Source organism: Mesorhizobium sp. P3_A9, from assembly GCF_056402975.1.
On the sequence record NZ_JBFUGJ010000097.1, the window covers coordinates 1 to 18,541 of the forward strand.

Consider the following 18,541-nt stretch of genomic DNA (forward strand, 5'->3'; position numbering starts at 1 on the left):
GGCCGATGCCTACCGTCTGCCGATGCTCCTCATTGAATCGGACGGCGTTGCCCGCACCCTGGAAGAATCGCTTGGCGCCGCCATCAAGACGCTGCCGCCGCAGGATCGCCGCAAGGGCCGTGTTTCCAACACACGCCGTCCTCGCTTCCTCGCCCGCCGCAGGGCCGGCAACCTCGGTCTCAGGCTGGTCATCGACGGCCAGGAGATCATTTCAAGGGAGTGAGAAACTGTTCGCGTAGCGAACGAAAAGCCAATTGCTTGGCTTTTCGAGCTTCGAACGCCCTGAGCCTGCGAAGGGCCAGGGCGTGGAAAAAGGGCCGCTAGACCAGCGGCTTCAGCGCCACCCACAATGCGCCGCCAAGCAGGCCAAGGAAGATCAGCCAGCCGACCTGGTTGTTCGACCGGAACAGCCGCAGGCATTGGTCGGGATCGTTGATATCCAGAACCGCGATCTGCCGGGCCATATGGGCGCCGGCGGCGATCAGTCCGGCGAGCGCCACCACCGGCGCCTGCGCCGACGCGAAGGCGATGGCGAAGCAGATCAGCGTGCCGCCATAAAGCCCGGCCAGCCACGCTTTGGTGTTGTCGCCGAACAGCCGTGCCGTAGAGCGCACGCCGACAATGGCGTCATCTTCCTTRTCCTGATGCGCATAGATCGTGTCRTAGCCGATCACCCASAGGATCGAGCCGATRTAGAGCATSACGGCSGGRCCATCGAGATCGCCGAACTCSACCGCCCATCCCATCAGCGCGCCCCAGGAAAAGGCRAGGCCRAGMAACARYTGCGGCCAGTTGGTTATCCGCTTCATGAATGGATAGATGGCGACGATCGCCAGCGAGCAGATGCCGAGCAGAATGGCGAAGCTGTTGAACTGCAGGAGCACGGCAAGGCCGACCAGGGCTTGCAGCACAAGAAACAGCCAGGCCCGCCGGCGCGTGGTCTGGCCTGACGGCAGCGGCCGTGAGCGGGTGCGTTCGACCTGGTTGTCGATGCCCTCGTCGACGATGTCGTTGTAGGTGCAGCCGGCGCCGCGCATGGCGATGGCGCCGACCAGGAACAGCACGAGATACCATGGCGCCGGCAGCAGCGAGAGCAGCGGGTCGCCGGGGCGCGGATAGGCGCTCGCGGCGAGTGCGGCCGACCACCAGCATGGCCACAAAAGCAATTGCCAGCCGATCGGCCTGTCCCATCGCGCAAGCTGCGCATAGGGCCAGATCGAGCGTGGCAGCACGCGGTAGACCCAATGGCCGTTCGGCGCATCGGCAACACGGCCCTGGGCGGCTTTCGACTGGATCGGTTCCATGCCCATGGAGTGGCAGCAGCCGCGGAAACCGTCAAGCGGCAAGCGGATGAGCGGTGACCGTCAACCCGTCACGCGGTGAAGATGTCGCGCTTGGAAAACCAGTCTTTCGCCGTCTCGACGAATGCCAGTGCCGCGTTCGACACGCGCTGATGCGTGTCGTAGGTGAGGATGATCCGTTGCATCGGCAGCGGGTCCGACAATGGCTTGCAGATCAGGGGCAGGCCGTCATAGCTGCGGTCGCCATGCGGGCGGGTGTAGCTGACCGCGACGCCAAAACCGTTCGCCACCATGCTGCGCTGAAGTTCGAACGAACTTGTCGCCCTGTCGGCGACCGGCGAGAGGCCGCGGCTGCGGAACAGGTCGAGCATGTGCTGCCAGCTGTGCGGCTGATCCGTCGTGATCAGCGGATAGGCGGCGAGGTCCGCCAGGCTGACCGATGGTTGGTCCGCCAGCGCATGGCTTGCCGGCAACAGCGCATGCGGGCGAAGTTCGTGCAGCAGGATGCGCGCGAAATGTGTCGGCAAGCTGAGATCATAGGTGAGGCCGAGATCTATTGCCGCATCGCCAAGCCGCCGCCCAAGCGTCTCGAACGTCTCGTCGCGAACGACGACTTTCACCGCGGGATAGCGTTCGGAAAAGGCGCGGAGCAGCGCCGGTGCGAAGAATGGCGCCAGATCCTCGAAGCACCCCAGCACCAGTTCGCCGCCGACAGCCGATTTGCTCGAACCCAGGCCGACGAGTTCGTCCGTTTCGGTGAGAACCTGTCTCGCCTTGGCCACGAAAGCGCGACCGAACGATGTCGGCGACACGCCGCTTCCCCGCTGGCGGACGAACAGCTTCTGGCCGAAATTCTTTTCGACCGCGTCAATCGCCACCGAAATTGAAGGCTGTGAGACGTTCAGCATCTTTGCCGCGCCGGTGACGCTGCCATGGCGCGCCACGGCGACGAGATAGCGCAATTGCGTGAGGGTGACGTTCATAGGCCTACTCTATATATCAGATGGAAAGTTATTATTTTACTGAATGAGAGAGGATTGCGATAGTCGGTTCATTCCAAGAGGAGAACACCATGGCTTCCCAAGCTGCCACCCACACTGCCGACGCCCCCGTGATCGACGCGGACACGATTGCCGACTACCAGCGTGACGGCGCGGTTTGCATCCGCGGCGCCTTCAAAGGCTGGGTCGACACGATCGCCGCCGGCATCGAGCGCAACATGCAGAACCGCAGTGCCACGGCATCGGACATCGCCAATGGGCGCGGCAGTTTCTTCGACGACTACTGCAATTGGGAGCGCATTCCCGAATTCGTCGAGGTGGTGCGGAAATCGCCGGCGGCGCAAATCGCGGCGGCGGTGATGCAGTCGCGGACCGCGCAGTTCTTCCACGATCACGTGTTGGTCAAGGAACCCGGCACGCAGAAACCGACGCCCTGGCATCAGGACATTCCCTATTATTTCGTCGATGGCCAGCAGACGGTCAGCTTCTGGATCCCCATCGACCCGGTGAAGGAGGCGACGCTGCGCCTGATCGCCGGCTCGCACAAATGGGACAAGATGATCCTGCCGGTGCGCTGGCTCGACGACAGCAATTTCTACGCCGGCGAAGGCGACTATCTGCCGGTGCCGGATCCCGACAAGGACCCGTCGATGAAGGTTCTCGAATGGGAGATGGAGCCGGGTGACGCCATCCTGTTCGACTTCCGCACCGCGCATGGCGCGCGCGGCAACCCGACTGCGGCACGGCGCCGGGCGCTTTCGCTGCGCTGGGTCGGCGACGATGCCCATTATGTCGAGCGGCCCGGCCGTACATCGCCGCCCTATCAAGGCCACGGCATGCAGCCGGGTCAGAAATTGCGCGAGGACTGGTTCCCGGTCGTTTTCCAGGGCTGAAGCGGGCCAGAATATGGGCGCCGGAATTCGGCGCCCATATTCGGCTGGGATAACGTTCCCGTGCGCAAATCGGATCAAAACACCCTGATGCCTTGACCCGTCGCCTGTAGAGCAATAGCGGGTTGCTCCAAGGGATAGCATCAAGAGGTGGCCATGAACGTTCTTCTTCTAGGCTCCGGCGGCCGCGAACATGCGCTGGCCTGGAAGATTGCCGCTTCGCCGCTGCTGACCAAGCTCTACGCGGCTCCCGGCAATCCGGGCATCGGCAGCGAGGCCGAACTGGTGAAGCTTGATATCACCGACCATGCCGCCGTCGCCGCTTTCTGCCGGGAGAAAAAAATCGATCTCGTCGTGGTCGGTCCGGAAGGGCCGCTCGTCGCCGGCATTGCCGACGATCTGCGCGCCGAAAACATCCGCGTCTTCGGGCCTTCCAAGGCCGCCGCGCGCCTGGAGGGGTCGAAGGGTTTCACCAAGGACCTCTGCGCCCGATACAACATCCCGACCGCCGCCTACGGACGTTTCGGCGATCTGGCCTCGGCGAAAGCCTATGTCGAAAAGACGGGCGCGCCGATCGTCATCAAGGCCGACGGGCTCGCCGCCGGCAAGGGCGTCACCGTCGCAATGACGCTGGACGAGGCGCGGGCAGCACTCGATGCCTGTTTTGAGGGCTCCTTCGGCGCCGCCGGCGCGGAAGTGGTGGTCGAGGAATTCATGACCGGCGAGGAGGCGAGTTTTTTCTGTCTCTGCGACGGCACCACGGCACTGCCCTTCGGCACGGCGCAGGACCACAAGCGCGTCGGCGACGGCGATGTCGGCCCCAACACCGGCGGCATGGGCGCCTATTCGCCGGCCCCGGTGATGACGCCGGAAATGACCGAGCGCACCATGCGCGAAATCATCGAGCCGACGATGCGCGGCATGGCGGAGCTCGGCGCGCCCTTTGCCGGTATTCTCTTCGCTGGGCTGATGATCACGGACAAGGGTCCCAAGCTGATCGAATACAATACGCGTTTCGGCGATCCTGAGTGCCAGGTGCTGATGATGCGGCTGAAGGACGATCTGCTGGTGCTGCTCAACGCCGCCGTGGACGGCCAGCTCGCGCACACGTCCATACGCTGGCGCGATGAAGCGGCACTCACCGTGGTGATGGCGGCGAGGGGCTATCCCGGCACGCCGGAAAAAGGCTCCGTCATCCGTGGCGTCGAAGGCGCGGCGGGCGACGGCGTCCAGATATTCCATGCCGGAACCGCCATCAATGGCGGTGCACTGGTCGCCAATGGCGGCCGCGTCCTCAATGTGACCGCGACCGGTGCCACGGTCGGCGAGGCGCAGGCGCGGGCCTATGCGGCGCTCGACCGGATCGACTGGCCGGATGGATTCTGCCGCCGCGACATCGGCTGGCAGGCCGTGGCGCGCGAGAAGACCGGCGCCTGAATCATGCTGATCGAGCGCAACGAGTTCGAGGCCATCATCATGAACCCTTCGGGACGCGGTCCTTAGACAATTCGCTTCGGATCGACCTTGGCCATAGGAACGGCGCACTCGATCGCGATTCGCGCCGCCAACGTCGGATCGATGGCATCCTTGCCTGCCTCGATCGCACGCTGAAGTGCAAAGCCGAGCGCGATCGGCGCCTGCGTTGGCGACACTTCATAGAGCTTTAGCGCTTCGAGAACTCTTGGCCACAGGAATTTGACGTAGTTGAATGGGAGATCGCCGGGGCGATGTTCCGCGGGAAGCTGCGGCTGCCCGAAACTCTCACCGCCTACCGTGCCCGCGACGTGGCGCATGGCTTGATGCACCATGTCCAACGAGACAGTGCCACCACAGGCCTGCGCCGCGCCCAAGGCCAGACTCAGCAATGCGAATTCGCTTTCAATCAGATAACGGTTGGGGAGATCACCGAAGAAGTAGCGATGTTGGTCTTTCCCGGTCACTATCGTCAGGCTGTTGCCGGTTAGCGGGTTCCGGCCGACCTCGCTCAATGCGGCCACGAGGCATGAGAAACCGCCGGTCGAGGCGAGGATCGCAAGGAGATCTTCCATGCGCACGCCGCGATCATTGGCGATCATTTTGCAGATCATGTCGAACAGCAAACGCCCGACGAGTTGTGGACGCGCAAGAGGCTGCTCACCTTCGGTTCTGCGCAGATGACCGAGCACGGCGCGATGCCCAGCTTCGCCATTTCCGTCACCTGCTGGCGGAGACGGAGGTGTCTTTGCTGACGATGATGGTTTGCGGCCAAAAAAAGGAAGTTTCATAGAAACACTTTGGCGCAGAGCCGTTAAGGCCCTGTAACTTGCAAGACGACCGCTGATTGCTGTCTTGTGCTTCTATGGGTGTTGTGGCGCTGACACCGCGATCGTACAATGCTGATCTTTCTTCGGCTTGCACGCCAGCACCGGCAAGGCCACGGCGAGGGTCGGCAGGATCGAGCGCGTGGCCTGGGTAAGTCGGCTGAATGCGGCTGGGGACGTCTGCCTCCGCCGATATCAGCGCTGATCGCGGTCGAGCGTTGTCGAAGCGGTGCTGAGCGGGTCGGCTGCGGCAAAGGCGGCATCGAGTTGCTCGGGTGACCGCTGTTCAGTCCGCTTCCAGGCGACATATTGGACGATGCCGAAGCTCGGCCGCCGTGGCACCGTCTTCACGACCGGCATGCGGAATCCGTCGCTGAATTTGGACCAGCGCGAACCGAGCACCGCGACCATTTCCTCGACGGTCGGTGGTGTTGCCACATCGGCATAGATGAGGGTGGCCTTGCCGGCGAGCGCCGCTTCGCGCGAGAGCGGTACCGGCACGCTGGCAAGATAGTCTGATGGCACGTCGATCAGCCCGCCAAAGGGCCATTGCTGGCGCAGCGTGACGGCATCAGTCGGTGCGACGTTGACGTCGATATCGTTAGGCGTGCCGGCAACCCTGTAAGGGCAGCGGAAGCGGCCGCAATTGGCCTGCGCCGAGAATTGCCAGAGCGCGTAGCCCTGCCAGTTGCCCATCGGAAAATGCACGTCGATGTCAGGCTTGTAGCGTGCGTACCAAAGCGGCAGCCGTGACAGGAGCCGGTATTTATAGCGGTTGTCGGCGATGTACTGCGCGGTCTTGCCGTTGGTGTAGAGCACCGGGAAGCGKCCCATGCGCCGATGCACCTGGCGCACGAACTCYTCGGCATCSTCGAGCGACATCCACTGCGAGGGATCGATGCCTTCGATATCGAGCGCCATGAGATCGTCCGGCGCGGGGTCGGCGAAATCGAGGAAGTTGTTGGCCTGMTCGAYCGGGTTGCCGGGGCGGGCGAGGTGATARGCRCCCCATTTCATGCCGAGCGCCTTGGCCACAACCCTGCGCGTCTGGAACAGTTCGCGCGTCACCGCGTGGCGTTTCCACAGCGCCTTGCAGAGCTTCACCTCGGTGTCGTTGCCGAAACAGAAATAGGGCGGCGGCATGCCGTCCGACGCCTTGTTGATGAAACCGGCGATGCGCTTGTCGGTGGCAAGCTGCGCCCAGTCGATGGAATTATACTCGTAAGCGTCGACCACCAGAGCCCGGTCGGCACTCTTCCACGGCTCGGAAAAGTCCGAGGCCTTTGCCGCTGATATCAGCGCCACCATCGCCGCAAGAGCGATCGCTGAGCGGCGAAGAGGATGCGCCGGCGTTTTCAAACAGGGGGTCCCCGTTGATTAAACACCGATGGTGAGCCGGTATGGTTAAGAAAGTGCTTCCCGAGGCTGAGGCGCGGCGAAGTTAGCGCCGGCCGACCGGCGGAAATCCGAACGGGTCGGGCGCGGGCTCTTGCTGCAGCGTGCCCTCGGCGGCGCGCTTGCGATGATGGGCGAGCGAACATTGTGGCGAGCACAAAATGCCGCGATCCGACCAGTAGGCCGCACCGTGCTCCAATTTGCCCTCATGGTACCAGAACCCCGTTGCGCGATAGGGCAAGCCGCATTCGATGCAGCGATAGGCGTCGGGTCTGGCGAGCATGGGCTGGTTCCGGTCGGCTGGTTCTGGCTGTCGACGTTCGACTTGATGCGGCGTCCATCGAATTTAATACAGGCCGGCGCGATTGCAAAATCCACGTGACAAAATTTGACGTTTACGTAAAAAGAAGATGGGAGAGCGCCCAAAGGCGGATGGTTTTGCGGCTCCGTCAGCCATAGGGTCGGCAGGCGGAAGCTGAGGAGGAAAGCGGCATGTATCGGGCACCGGTCGAGGATATTGCGTTCACGCTCAAGCATGTGGCGGGCATGAAGCCGGCCCTGGATGCCGGCGCGTTTGGCGATCTTGGCGAGGATCTGGTCGATGCCGTCCTTGGCGAGGCCGGCCGGTTCGCCACCGAGGAGGTGGCGCCGCTCTACAAGATTGGCGACGAACGCGGTGCGGTGCTGAAAGACGCTGCCGTCACCACGCCGCCGGGCTGGAAGGACCTCTATCGCCGCTGGATCGATGGCGGCTGGAACGCGCTCTCCGGACCGGAAGAGTATGGCGGCCAGGCGCTGCCGACCATGCTCGGCGTCGCCGCGCTCGAAATGTGGAACTCCGCCGCCATGGCCTTTGGCATCGGCCCGACGCTGACCATGGGCGCTGTCGAAGCGCTGGACAAGCATGCTTCCGAAGAGCTCAAGGCGAAGTACCTTGCCAAGCTCGTGTCCGGCGAGTGGATGGGCACGATGAACCTGACCGAACCGCAGGCCGGCTCCGATCTCGCCGCCTTGCGCGCCCGCGCCGAACCGGCCGGCGACGGCACCTACCGCATCTTCGGCCAGAAGATATTCATCACCTATGGCGAGCACGATTTTACCGACAACATCATCCATCTGGTGCTGGCGCGGCTGCCGGATGCGCCTGCCGGCACGCGCGGCATCTCGCTGTTCCTGGTGCCGAAATTCCTGGTCGGCGACGATGGATCGCTAGGGTTGCGCAACGACGTCTTCTGTTCGGGCCTTGAACACAAGCTCGGCATCCATGCCTCGCCGACCTGCACCATGATCTATGGTGACGGGTTCCAGGGCACCAAGCCGGGCGCCATTGGCTGGCTGATCGGCGAGGAGAACAAGGGCCTCGCCTGCATGTTCACTATGATGAACAATGCGCGGCTTTGCGTCGGCATGCAGGGTGTCGCGGTCGCGGAAGCCGCCACCCAGAAGGCAATCGCCTATGCCAACGACCGCCGCCAGGGCAAAGCGGCGGATTACGCCGGCGCCGGCATGGCGCCGATCGTCCATCACCCCGACGTACAGCGCAATCTCCTGACCATGAAGGCGCTGACGCAGATCGCGCGGGCGATCAGCTATTCCTGTGCCCACGCCATCGACATGGCGCGGGTCTCGGACGGTGACGAGGCTGCGCATTGGCGCGACCGTGCCAATCTTTTGACACCGCTGGCCAAGGCGTTCTCGACCGATGTCGGCGTCGACGTCGCCTCGCTCGGCGTYCAGGTGCATGGCGGCATGGGCTTCATCGAGGAAACGGGGGCGGCAGCCTTCTACCGCGACGCGCGCATCGCGCCGATCTACGAGGGCACCAATGGCATCCAGGCGATCGATCTGGTCACCCGCAAACTGCCGCTTGGCGGCGGCGAGCATGTGCATGGCTTCATCGGCGAATTGGCCACTGTCGCCAACGCCGTGCGGACCTCCAACCTGCAAGGTTTCGGTCGCACCGCCGATGCGCTCGATGCTGCACTCGGCGATCTGACACAAACGACGCGCTTTCTGCAAAAACTGTCGGCCGACGGCCGGGTGGAAGAGGCGCTGGCGGGCGCGACGCCGTATCTGCGGCTGATCTCGCTTGCCGCCGGCGGCGCCTATCTGGCGCGCGGCGGTCTTGCCGACCAAGGCCGCATCGCCCTTTGCCGCTTCTTCGCGGAAAACCTGCTCGGCGAGGCGAGTGCCTTGAAAGGGCGTGTTGTCGATGGCGCAGAGAGCCTCGTTGCCGCCGGCAAGACGCTGATATCAGCCTGAATTCTCAAAGCGCTCACCAGGGAAAAAAGACCGTGACAGACCACATCCTCGTCGAGCGCCAGGGCGCGATCCAGATCATCCGCATGAACCGCCCGGACAAGAAGAACGCGCTGACCCGCGCCATGTACGCAAAGATGTCGACGGCTCTTGCCGAAGGTGACGCCGATCCGGCGATCCGCGTCCATGTCTTCTTCGGCGTGCCCGGCGCTTTCTCTTCCGGCAATGACCTTGCCGATTTCATGGTCGTGGCCACCGGCGGCGATGGCGGCACGGAAGTCTGGGATTTTCTGATGGCGCTGGCCAGGGTCGAAAAACCCATCGTCTCCGGCGTCGACGGCATCGCGGTCGGCATCGGCACCACGCTCAACCTGCATTGCGACCTGACCTTCGCCACGCCGCGCACCCTGTTCAGGACGCCYTTTGTCGAYCTCGGCCTGGTGCCCGAGGCGGGSTCMAGCCTGCTGGCGCCGCGCATCCTGGGCCAGCAAGGCGCCTTCGCACTGCTCGGTCTTGGCGAGGGTTTTTCCGCCGAGCGCGCGAAGGCCGCTGGCTTGATCTATGAAGTGGTCGAAGAGGGTGCACTTGAAGCCTCGGTGCTGGCGGCCGCCGGCCAGATCGCCGCCAAGCCGCCGCAGGCGCTGAAGATCGCGCGTGATTTGATGCGCGGCTCGCGCGATGACCTCGTCGCCCGCATCGGCGAGGAAAGCGAGCATTTCCGCGAGCGGCTGAAGTCGGATGAGGCTCGCGCGGCGCTCACTGCGTTTATGACCAGAAAGAAGAGCTGAGACCTTTCAGGGATAAAGCCGCGTCTTGTCCCAACCGCCCTTGGCATTGCGGGAAAAGACCATCCGGTCGTGCAGTCGGAACGGCCTGTCATGCCAGAACTCGATCACCTTCGGCACGATGCGGAAGCCTGACCAGTGCTTTGGCCGCGGAATCTCGCCGATGGCGTAACGGGCTGTGTATTCGGCGACTGCCTTCTCGAGCGCGAAGCGGCTCTCCAGCGGCCGCGACTGCTTCGACGCCCAGGCGCCGATGCGGCTGCCGCGCGGGCGCGTCGCATAATAGCTGTCGGCATCGGCCTCGCTGACGATCTCCACCGGACCGCGAATGCGCACCTGCCGGCGCAGCGATTTCCAGTGGAAACACATCGCCGCCTTCATGCTGCCAAGAATCTCCTGGCCCTTCGCGCTCTCGAAATTCGTGTAGAAAACAAAGCCACCCTCATCGAACCCCTTGAGCAGCACCATCCGCACATCCGGCATGCCTTCGGCATCGACGGTCGCAAGTGCGACACCATTGGCGTCGTTGATCTCGCTCTTGGTGGCATCGTCCAGCCAGGCGGCAAAAAGGCGAAACGGCTCGGCCGCTTCGGTAAAGTCACTGGTTGTTAACTCTGTGTCACTCATAGTTTTTCTCAAATTGTCACGAGATCAGGGAGGTTGCCGATTGTCGCGTATCGCGCAAGCTTTTGACAGCAGGCAMTGGGGCGTTATCGCTTCGGCCAGCGCGAAAGCGGCGATCGTGTCAATCGCCCTGCCGCTTGTTGGCTGTGGCGCAGGTGGCTTCAGCCTGGAAAAGGCCGAAGTGGACCGCTCGATCCTGACCAGCAGCACGCAGGCTTCGGCCGCGTCGACCGATTCGGATCGTGATTCCGACCAGACGACGATCGGCAATGCAGTGTCCTCCGCCGACATCGAGCAACTCGGCGGCCAGGCCGTGCCGTGGGCGAATACCGGCACCGGCTCACGCGGCTCGATCACCGAGCTGGCGGAATTGAAGGACAGGGGCCAGACCTGCCGCCGCTTCAAGGCCTCGCGCGAGAGCTTTGATGGCGTTGCCATGTTCGAGGGCGAACTGTGCCTCGCCAGTGCCGGCGGCTGGCGCATGCAGGGCTTCAAAGCGCTCTGAGCCGGACTCGAAAGATCGGGTCGGCTCGGCGGGTCTTTTCGTCGCCCGGTGCGTCGCCAATCTTGCCGATATCGCGATATCGGCTGCGATCGGCTCCTTCCGGATCGACAAAAATCCCTCACCGATCCTCAGCCGCCGACTTTCGGATCAGGCTCTGATTTTCCGCTTCCGATATGGTGACCCGCTACTGGAATTTCTTCCTATGCGAGCGCATATAGAGGGCAAGTATGGACTCAACTCATTTCCAGGGCAGGAAGCATGCGCGACCCGTATGAGGTCCTGGGCGTTGCAAAGAACGCATCGGCCAAGGACATAAAATCGGCGTATCGGAAACTCGCCAAGAAACATCATCCGGACCAGAATCCGGATGATCCCAAGGCGAAGGACCGTTTTGCCCAGGCCAACCAGGCCTATGAGATCGTTGGCGACGAGAAGAACCGTGCCGCCTTCGATCGCGGCGAGATCGACGCCGACGGAAAACCGCGCTTCCAGGGATTTGAAGGCGCCGCCGGTGGCGGCGATCCGTTCGGCGGGTTTCGCCGCCAGCAAGGGGCCGGTGGTTCGCGATTCGAATTCAGGTCTGGGCGCCCGGGCGGTGATCCGTTCGACGGCAACAGCGATATTTTCAGCCAGATTTTCGGCGACGCCTTTTCCGGCGCGCGCGGCGCCGGCGCTGGCGACCGTCGTCAGCCGGCGACGGCGGCCGATCTGAACGTCACGCTCGACGTCACCATCGAGGAAGCCGCGACCGCCGAAAAGGTGACGGCGATGTTCCCCGATGGTCGCAAGGTGGCGGTCAAACTGCCGGCCTTTGTCGAGGATGGCCAGACCATCCGGCTGAAGGGGCAGGGCGAGCAGGGCCCTGGCCAGCCCGGTGACGCGCTGGTCAAGATCCATATCCGCCGGCATTCGCGCTACCGCGTCGAAGGCCGCGACCTGCATGCCGATCTGCCGGTGTCGCTGGCGGATGCGGTGCTGGGCGCCAAGGTGCCGGTCGAGACGCCAACCGGCAGGCTTGCGGTCAATGTGCCCGCCTGGTCGAGCTCGGACAAGGTCCTGCGGCTCAAGGGCAGGGGCTTGCCGGAGAAAGCCGGCGGCCATGGCGATCTCTACGTCCATGTGCGCATCATGCTGCCGGAGGGCGGGGATTCTGCACTCGAGGCCCTGCTGCGTAGCCAAAAAGGCTGATCCAGCGCTTTTGTCCCCCGAACTGTCCGGTTTGAGCGCTTGAAGGGGCTGTGTGCCTGTGCGATAGGCACTCCACAAACCAGAAACCTTGCGGAGAGCGCTCACATGGCGGGTGGACAGGGCCTGATGGCCGGCAAGCGCGGCCTGATTCTTGGCGTCGCGAACAACAGGTCGATTGCCTATGGCATAGCCAAGGCCTGTGTTGATCATGGCGCCGAGATCGCGTTGACCTATCAGGGCGAGGCGTTCAAGAAGCGCGTCGAGCCGCTGGCGGCGGAACTTGGCGCCTTTGTCGCCGGCCATTGCGACGTCACTGATCCGGCGACCCTCGACGAGGTTTTCGCCAATGTCGCCAGGCATTGGGGTGGCAAGCTCGATTTCCTCGTCCATGCCATCGCTTTTTCCGACAAGGATGAGCTGACCGGCCGCTATGTCGAGACCACGCGCGACAACTTCCTGCGCACCATGGACATTTCGGTCTATTCCTTCACCACCATTGCCAAGCGCGCCGAGGCGCTGATGACCGATGGCGGTTCACTTCTGACGCTGACCTATTACGGTGCCGAGAAGGTGATGCCGCATTACAACGTCATGGGTGTCGCCAAGGCCGCGCTCGAGGCCAGCGTGCGCTACCTCGCCGTCGATCTCGGCGCCAAGAAGATCCGCGTCAACGCCATCTCCGCCGGCCCGATCAAGACGCTGGCCGCATCCGGCATCGGCGACTTCCGCTACATCCTGAAGTGGAACGAATACAATTCGCCGCTGAAGCGGACGGTCACCCAGGAAGAGGTCGGCGATTCCGGCGTCTATTTCCTGTCCGACCTGTCGCGTGGCGTCACCGGCGAAGTGCATCATGTCGATTCCGGCTACCACGTGGTCGGCATGAAGGCGGTCGACGCGCCTGATATTTCGACGGTCAAGGACTAACTCCCTCCGCCTATCCTCCGCCCAGGCCCAGGCCCGACCTCCGGAAGACCTGATGTACCCGCTGGTTTATATCGTGCGCCACGGCCAGACCGCGTGGAACGCCGAGTTCCGGCTTCAGGGCCAGGCCGACACCGATCTCAATGTGCTAGGCCGCGAACAGGCGACCGGGAACGGGCATCGGCTGGCCGAACTTGTCGGCGATCCCCACGATTTCGATTTCGCCGCCAGCCCGATGCGGCGAACGCGCGAAACGATGGAACGCATCCGCTCCGCGATGAAACTCGATCCGCTCGCCTATCGAACCGATGCACGCCTCATTGAAGTCAATTTCGGTGACTGGCAGAGTTTTACCTTTGCCGAACTCGAGACGCAGTCACCTGGAGCAAGCCGGTCCCGCGCGCTGGACAAATGGAACTTCCAGCCGCCCGGCGACGGGGCGGAAAGCTACCAGATGCTGCTCGAACGGGTGAAGCCCTGCTTCGACGAGATGGACCGCAAGACGGTCTGTGTGACGCACGGTGGCGTCATGCGCACGCTGTTCCGCTTCGTGCTTGATATGGCCGAAGACGAGGCCGCGAACCTGGAGATACCGCAGGATCGCGTGCTCAAGCTTGAAGGCAAGAGCCTGGAATGGCTTTAGGCGGTCTAAAATGGCCGAGGAAATGACGCGGCAGTTTGCCGCCGCAATCGCGTAAGACACGTTTGGGCCGGCTCGGCGGAATGTCGAACCGACGGCACGCATCCAACTTGGGTCGGAAGCTTTAGTTCGTGTCGCCGTCCGGCAACTGCATGTCAGTGATGACGTTCTCGCCATTGSTCACGTCRTAAGCGATGACGATGTCCATGCCCGGCTTCAGCGCRTCGAGATCGGTYTCGGCRTTCAGCTTGTAGGATTTGCCGTCGTCCAGCGTCAGGGTCAGCGCGTCCTTGTCGACCTTCTTGATCAGGCCTTCGGTCTGGCCGGCGAAAGCAGCGGTGGCATAAAGCAGCGTGGCGACAACAGTGCCAATCAGGGTACGCATGATCGTCCTCTTTGGTCATTGCGCCGGCACTGTGGCGGCGGATCCTCAACGGCGGATGGAAGAAAGCAGAAACCAGCCGAATGTGTCAAAACTTAAACGGCGGGGATGACAGTTTGACCACTGCAAAAAACGCCAATAGAAGGCAGGCTTCAACCGGCTCGGCTGCCGGGCAGGGCACTTTTCCATGTCTCACAACACGTTCGGCCATCTTTTCCGCGTCACCACCTGGGGCGAAAGCCATGGCGCAGCACTGGGCTGCGTGGTCGACGGCTGTCCGCCCGGCATCCGCTTCACGCGCGACGAGATCCAGGCTGAACTCGACAAGCGCCGGCCGGGCCAGTCGCGTTTCGTCACCCAGCGCCGCGAGCCGGACGAGGTGAAAGTGCTGTCGGGCTTCGTGCTCGACGAGGACGGCGAGACGATGATCACCACCGGCACGCCGGTCTCGATGCTGATCGAAAATGTCGACCAGCGTTCGAAGGACTATGGCGAGATCGCTCGCCAGTTCCGGCCGGGCCATGCCGACTACACCTACGATGTCAAATACGGCATACGCGACTATCGCGGCGGTGGCCGCTCCTCGGCTCGCGAAACAGCGGCGCGGGTGGCGGCAGGCGCGCTCGCCCGCAAGGTGGTGCCGGGCATGGTGGTGCGCGGCGCGCTGGTGTCGATGGGCGAAAAGTCGATCGAYCGCGCCAACTGGAACTGGAATTTCATCGGYGAYGCCGAGAACCCGTTCTTCACSCCCGATCCSGCYTCSGTYSCMGTCTTCACCMAATAYCTCGAYGGCATYCGCAAGGCYGGYTCCTCGGTCGGYGCGGTSATCGAGATYGTCGCCGACGGYGTKCCSSCAGGCCTCGGCGCGCCGATCTAYGCCAAGCTCGACCAGGACATCGCGTCGGGCCTGATGTCGATCAACGCCGTCAAGGGCGTCGAGATCGGCAATGGTTTCGAGGCCGCGCGCATCACCGGCGAACAGAATGCCGACGAGATGCGTATGGGCAATGACGGCAAGCCGGTGTTTCTCTCCAACAATGCCGGCGGCATCCTTGGCGGCATCTCGACCGGCCAAGCGATCATCGCGCGCTTCGCCGTCAAGCCGACCTCGTCGATCCTGACGCCGCGCAAGTCGATCGACAAGGACGGCAAYGACGTCGAKRTSATGACCAAGGGCCGCCACGATCCCTGCGTCGGCATCCGCGCCGTACCGATTGGTGAAGCCATGGTTGCCTGCGCCATTGCCGATCACTATCTGCGGCATCGGGGACAGACCGGGAGGTGAGTGGGGGAGTAAGGCAGTAGGGCAGTAGGGCAGTATGCTACGCCCAGCGCTCAGACAGCCAAATTTTTGCTTTCCCCTGCTGCCTTACTGCCCTATTCCCCTACTGCCCTGCGAGCAAAGCGAGCGTCCATGCCTTACGACCAGAAGAAGATCGTCGAAGCCATCCGCGCTTTCGAGCGCGGCGAGATCGTCGTCGTCATGGACGATGACGGGCGCGAGAACGAGGGCGACCTGATCGTCGCCGCTGTTCACTGCACGCCGGAAAAGATGGCCTTCATCATCCGCAACACCTCGGGCATCGTCTGTACGCCGATGCCGCGTGAGGAAGCCAAGCGGCTCAACCTGCAGCCGATGGTCGCCGACAACGATTCCGCCCACACCACCGCATTCACCGTCAGCGTCGATTTCAAACATGGCACGACGACTGGCATTTCGGCCGACGACCGCACGCTGACCGTGCGCAACCTTGCCAATGGCAATGTCGGCGCTTCCGATTTTGTCCGCCCCGGCCACATCTTTCCGCTGATCGCGCGCGAAGGCGGCGTGCTGATGCGTTCGGGCCATACTGAAGCCGCGGTCGATCTCTGCAAGCTCGCCGGCCTGCCGCTGATCGGCGTCATTTCCGAACTGGTCAATGACGACGGCACCGTCAAGCGGGGGCCGCAGGTGCAGGCTTTCGCCGAGGAGCATGGTCTGAAGCAGGTTTCGGTCGCCGACCTCATCGCTTACCGTCAGCGCAAGGAAACGCTGGTCGAGCGCGTCGCCTGCTCCGATATCGACACGCTTGGCGGCAAGGCTCAGGTCTTCACCTACACGCTTCCCTGGGACACCATGCATCACGTCGCTATCGTCTTCGGCGATATCCGCGATGGCGAGGACGTGCCGGTGCGGCTGCATTCCGAGGATGTGGTGACCGACGTCTTCGGCACCAGCCATCGGCTCGACGCCATCATGAAAACGATGGGCGAGCGCAAGCGCGGCGTCATCGTCTATCTCAGAGAAGGCTCGGTCGGTGTCGCGCATCAGCAGCGCAAGCGCCCGCTGAGCGGCGATCGCGAGGATCACGAAGAGGCCCGCCGCCGCGAGAACGAATGGCGCGAGATCGGCCTCGGCGCGCAGATCCTGAAGGATCTCGGCATTTCCTCGATCAACCTGATTGCCTCACGCGAGCGCCACTATGTCGGTCTCGAAGGCTTTGGCATCCACATCGCCAAGACCGAGATCCTGTGAAGGGGTAACCGATCCCTTTGCCGGGAGATGATGGCATGAACGCGTCATTGCCTCTGAGCCAGCGCAGCGAGCGGCTTTTGCTGCGCCGCCCGGCGCAGGCTGATCTGGATTTCCTGATCGACCTCTTCTCGCGCTATCAACTTGTCGCCCATCGCCCCGATCCGGTTGCGGACACGCCTCAGCAGAGCGCCGCCAGGCTGGCGCGCGACATCGGCCATTGGGACAAGCATGGCTTTGGCCGCTGGGCGGTCGAAGCCGATGGCAAGCTGGTCGGCTTCGGCGGTGTCACCGTATCGGCTGACTTTGACGGCCTGAACCTGTCCTACCATCTTCATCCCCAGAGCTGGGGCCATGGCTATGCCACGGAACTGGTCACCGCGGCGCTGCAGGCCGCGTTCGGCCCTCTCCGTGCCGACCGGGTCATTGGCCTTGCCCGTGCCGCCAATCCGGCATCAAGGCGGGTGCTGGAGAAATGCGGCTTCGCCTTCGAGCAGGAGGTGATGCTGCACGGCGCGCCAACAATGCTTTTTGCGCTGGCACGACCGCGCTGGATTTCAGGTCCCGCCACATAGGACGGCCCGGCCCACCAAGGCCGAGCGCGCTATTCCGCGGGAACGGCGGCAGCCTCACACCCATCCAGGTGGCATTCGCGGGTGGCCAGACTGCGCTGGCCAAGCAGCACTGTGGCCAACGCAATCGTGCCTGATGCAACGGAGACCCAGAATCCGCTCTGGGCGCCAAACGCATCCACCACCGCGCCGGCGACGAACGCGCCCAGCGCCATGCCGATACCGATCCCTGTTGTCACCCAGGTGATGCCCTCGGTCAGCATCGCTTCCGGCACATGCCGCTCGATCAGGCCGAACGCCGTAATGAAGGTCGGCGAGATCGCCACGCCGCTGAGGAACACGGTCAGGGCCAGCAGCGGCACTGAGCCGGCGGTGAGCGGCAGCAATGTGCTGAGCGCCAGGACGGCGACGGCAATGGCGAGTTGCCGCTGCAGCGGCGCCTTCAGGTTGAGCGCGCCGACCACAATGCCGAGCGCGAACGATCCCASYGCATAGACGCCGATGACGAGGCTGGCRGCACCGGGCCGCCCGAGTTCCTTGGTAAGCGCTATCGTGCTGACCTCCGTCGTCGCGAAGGTCGCGCCAACGAAGATTATGGCGAAGGTGATGATCTGCACCGGCCGCAGACGGATTGCCGAGCCGGCGGAGCCATGACCAACCGGCCGCACTTGTGGTTCGCTCGAACGCTGCAGGATGAACGCGGCCCAGCCAACGGCAAGAAACAGCGTGCTTGCCAGGACGCCGGCTTCCGGAAACAGTGCGGCGCTGAGGCCCACCGAAAGTGATGCGCCGAGAATATAGACCAGTTCGTCCGCGACCGACTCGAAGGCGAATGCAGTGTTCATTTGCGGACGTCCGCGAAAAAGCTCGGTCCAGCGCGCGCGAACCATTGCCGGCATGCTGGGCATGGCGGCTGCCGCCAGCGCCGACACGAACAGCGTCCATACCGGCCAATCCTGATTGGCCGCAACAATCAGCACCGCAAAGGCGATAAATGTGATGAGGGTGGTGGGGACCGCAACCCGCGTCTGTCCAAGGCGATCCACCAGCCTCGACGTCTGCGGCGAAACGAATGCGTTGCCGAGAGCGAATGTCGCCGAGACCGCGCCGGCCAACCAGTATTCGCCGCGCGTCTGCGACAGCATGGCCACAATGCCGATCGGCGCCATGGCGATCGGCAGGCGCGCGATGAAGCCGGCGATCGCGAAGCCCTTGGCTCCCGGAGCACGAAAGATTGCAGCATAGGGGTTTTGCATGGGTTCC

Annotated in this window: 20 protein-coding genes; 12 read left to right on the forward strand and 8 right to left on the reverse strand. The window is 63.4% G+C overall.

What is annotated here, in order from left to right:
* A partial coding sequence (locus AC1DX0_RS15575; RefSeq protein ID WP_477355957.1) for a DUF6101 family protein occupies positions 1-223 on the forward strand: 223 nt, incomplete at its 5' end.
* 97 nt (positions 224-320) lie between these two features.
* Here AC1DX0_RS15575 and ubiA read toward each other — a convergent pair.
* Complete coding sequence (gene ubiA, locus AC1DX0_RS15580; RefSeq protein ID WP_477355969.1) at positions 321-1,304, reverse strand: 4-hydroxybenzoate octaprenyltransferase; 984 nt, start codon at positions 1,302-1,304, stop codon at positions 321-323.
* Between the two features lie 68 nt (positions 1,305-1,372).
* Positions 1,373-2,284, reverse strand: coding sequence for a LysR family transcriptional regulator (locus tag AC1DX0_RS15585; RefSeq protein WP_477219681.1), 912 nt, complete (start codon positions 2,282-2,284; stop codon positions 1,373-1,375).
* Between the two features lie 89 nt (positions 2,285-2,373).
* Between AC1DX0_RS15585 and AC1DX0_RS15590 the strand changes: the two genes are divergently transcribed.
* Positions 2,374-3,195: a phytanoyl-CoA dioxygenase family protein gene (locus tag AC1DX0_RS15590; RefSeq protein WP_477219680.1), complete on the forward strand. Its 822-nt coding sequence runs from the start codon at positions 2,374-2,376 to the stop codon at positions 3,193-3,195.
* 153 nt (positions 3,196-3,348) lie between these two features.
* A complete protein-coding gene (purD, locus tag AC1DX0_RS15595; RefSeq protein WP_477219679.1) occupies positions 3,349-4,629 on the forward strand; it encodes a phosphoribosylamine--glycine ligase in 1,281 nt (426 codons plus the stop codon).
* 62 nt (positions 4,630-4,691) lie between these two features.
* Here the strand turns inward: purD and AC1DX0_RS15600 are convergent, their stop codons facing one another.
* The 3 genes from AC1DX0_RS15600 to AC1DX0_RS15610 all read right to left on the reverse strand — a co-directional run bounded on the left by AC1DX0_RS15600 (position 4,692) and on the right by AC1DX0_RS15610 (position 7,170).
* Entirely contained in the window at positions 4,692-5,456 is a 765-nt protein-coding gene (locus tag AC1DX0_RS15600; protein WP_477219678.1) for a hypothetical protein, read from the reverse strand.
* 231 nt (positions 5,457-5,687) lie between these two features.
* Entirely contained in the window at positions 5,688-6,800 is a 1,113-nt protein-coding gene (locus AC1DX0_RS15605; protein ID WP_477355972.1) for a glycoside hydrolase family 25 protein, read from the reverse strand.
* A 133-nt stretch (positions 6,801-6,933) separates the two neighbouring features.
* On the reverse strand, positions 6,934-7,170 hold the full coding sequence (locus AC1DX0_RS15610) for a hypothetical protein (protein WP_477219677.1): 237 nt from the start codon (positions 7,168-7,170) through the stop codon (positions 6,934-6,936).
* 209 nt (positions 7,171-7,379) lie between these two features.
* Between AC1DX0_RS15610 and AC1DX0_RS15615 the strand changes: the two genes are divergently transcribed.
* Both AC1DX0_RS15615 and AC1DX0_RS15620 read left to right on the forward strand, forming a co-directional pair.
* Positions 7,380-9,149 carry an acyl-CoA dehydrogenase gene (locus AC1DX0_RS15615; RefSeq protein WP_477219676.1) on the forward strand — a complete coding sequence of 590 codons (1,770 nt, stop codon included), beginning with the start codon at positions 7,380-7,382 and terminating at the stop codon, positions 9,147-9,149.
* A gap of 32 nt (positions 9,150-9,181) precedes the next feature.
* Entirely contained in the window at positions 9,182-9,934 is a 753-nt protein-coding gene (locus tag AC1DX0_RS15620; RefSeq protein ID WP_477219675.1) for a crotonase/enoyl-CoA hydratase family protein, read from the forward strand.
* A 6-nt stretch (positions 9,935-9,940) separates the two neighbouring features.
* On the opposite strand, the gene pdxH is transcribed toward AC1DX0_RS15620, so the two are convergent.
* Positions 9,941-10,558 (reverse strand): pyridoxamine 5'-phosphate oxidase, encoded by a 618-nt coding sequence (gene pdxH, locus AC1DX0_RS15625; RefSeq protein ID WP_477219674.1) that lies wholly within the window; start codon positions 10,556-10,558, stop codon positions 9,941-9,943.
* A 40-nt stretch (positions 10,559-10,598) separates the two neighbouring features.
* On the opposite strand from pdxH, the gene AC1DX0_RS15630 reads away from it, so the two are divergent.
* The 4 genes from AC1DX0_RS15630 (at position 10,599) to AC1DX0_RS15645 (ending at position 13,815) form a co-directional block, all read left to right on the forward strand.
* Positions 10,599-11,060, forward strand: coding sequence for an RT0821/Lpp0805 family surface protein (locus AC1DX0_RS15630; RefSeq protein ID WP_477355960.1), 462 nt, complete (start codon positions 10,599-10,601; stop codon positions 11,058-11,060).
* 258 nt (positions 11,061-11,318) lie between these two features.
* Complete coding sequence (locus AC1DX0_RS15635) at positions 11,319-12,248, forward strand: DnaJ C-terminal domain-containing protein (protein WP_477219672.1); 930 nt, start codon at positions 11,319-11,321, stop codon at positions 12,246-12,248.
* Positions 12,249-12,353: 105 nt separating this feature from the next.
* Complete coding sequence (fabI, locus tag AC1DX0_RS15640) at positions 12,354-13,175, forward strand: enoyl-ACP reductase FabI (RefSeq protein ID WP_477219671.1); 822 nt, start codon at positions 12,354-12,356, stop codon at positions 13,173-13,175.
* A 52-nt stretch (positions 13,176-13,227) separates the two neighbouring features.
* Complete coding sequence (locus tag AC1DX0_RS15645; RefSeq protein ID WP_477219670.1) at positions 13,228-13,815, forward strand: histidine phosphatase family protein; 588 nt, start codon at positions 13,228-13,230, stop codon at positions 13,813-13,815.
* Positions 13,816-13,936: 121 nt separating this feature from the next.
* On the opposite strand, the gene AC1DX0_RS15650 is transcribed toward AC1DX0_RS15645, so the two are convergent.
* Positions 13,937-14,197 (reverse strand): DUF1344 domain-containing protein, encoded by a 261-nt coding sequence (locus tag AC1DX0_RS15650; RefSeq protein WP_477355963.1) that lies wholly within the window; start codon positions 14,195-14,197, stop codon positions 13,937-13,939.
* A 184-nt stretch (positions 14,198-14,381) separates the two neighbouring features.
* Between AC1DX0_RS15650 and aroC the strand changes: the two genes are divergently transcribed.
* The 3 genes from aroC (at position 14,382) to AC1DX0_RS15665 (ending at position 17,281) form a co-directional block, all read left to right on the forward strand.
* Positions 14,382-15,479, forward strand: a complete 1,098-nt coding sequence (aroC, locus tag AC1DX0_RS15655) for a chorismate synthase (protein ID WP_477355966.1) — start codon at positions 14,382-14,384, stop codon at positions 15,477-15,479.
* Positions 15,480-15,608: 129 nt separating this feature from the next.
* Positions 15,609-16,709, forward strand: a complete 1,101-nt coding sequence (gene ribB, locus AC1DX0_RS15660) for a 3,4-dihydroxy-2-butanone-4-phosphate synthase (protein WP_477219667.1) — start codon at positions 15,609-15,611, stop codon at positions 16,707-16,709.
* 35 nt (positions 16,710-16,744) lie between these two features.
* A complete protein-coding gene (locus tag AC1DX0_RS15665; protein WP_477219666.1) occupies positions 16,745-17,281 on the forward strand; it encodes a GNAT family N-acetyltransferase in 537 nt (178 codons plus the stop codon).
* Positions 17,282-17,310: 29 nt separating this feature from the next.
* On the opposite strand, the gene AC1DX0_RS15670 is transcribed toward AC1DX0_RS15665, so the two are convergent.
* A complete protein-coding gene (locus tag AC1DX0_RS15670) occupies positions 17,311-18,534 on the reverse strand; it encodes an MFS transporter (protein WP_477355975.1) in 1,224 nt (407 codons plus the stop codon).
* Positions 18,535-18,541: the final 7 nt, after the last annotated feature.

Coding starts and splice junctions, on each gene's coding strand:
- AC1DX0_RS15585 (WP_477219681.1), bottom strand. CDS start 2,284: ATGAACGTCACCCTCACGCAATTGCGCTATCTCGTCGCCGTGGCGCGC.
- AC1DX0_RS15590 (WP_477219680.1), top strand. CDS start 2,374: ATGGCTTCCCAAGCTGCCACCCACACTGCCGACGCCCCCGTGATCGAC.
- purD (WP_477219679.1), top strand. CDS start 3,349: ATGAACGTTCTTCTTCTAGGCTCCGGCGGCCGCGAACATGCGCTGGCC.
- AC1DX0_RS15600 (WP_477219678.1), bottom strand. CDS start 5,456: ATGAAACTTCCTTTTTTTGGCCGCAAACCATCATCGTCAGCAAAGACA.
- AC1DX0_RS15610 (WP_477219677.1), bottom strand. CDS start 7,170: ATGCTCGCCAGACCCGACGCCTATCGCTGCATCGAATGCGGCTTGCCC.
- pdxH (WP_477219674.1), bottom strand. CDS start 10,558: ATGAGTGACACAGAGTTAACAACCAGTGACTTTACCGAAGCGGCCGAG.
- AC1DX0_RS15635 (WP_477219672.1), top strand. CDS start 11,319: ATGCGCGACCCGTATGAGGTCCTGGGCGTTGCAAAGAACGCATCGGCC.
- fabI (WP_477219671.1), top strand. CDS start 12,354: ATGGCGGGTGGACAGGGCCTGATGGCCGGCAAGCGCGGCCTGATTCTT.
- AC1DX0_RS15645 (WP_477219670.1), top strand. CDS start 13,228: ATGTACCCGCTGGTTTATATCGTGCGCCACGGCCAGACCGCGTGGAAC.
- ribB (WP_477219667.1), top strand. CDS start 15,609: ATGCCTTACGACCAGAAGAAGATCGTCGAAGCCATCCGCGCTTTCGAG.
- AC1DX0_RS15665 (WP_477219666.1), top strand. CDS start 16,745: ATGAACGCGTCATTGCCTCTGAGCCAGCGCAGCGAGCGGCTTTTGCTG.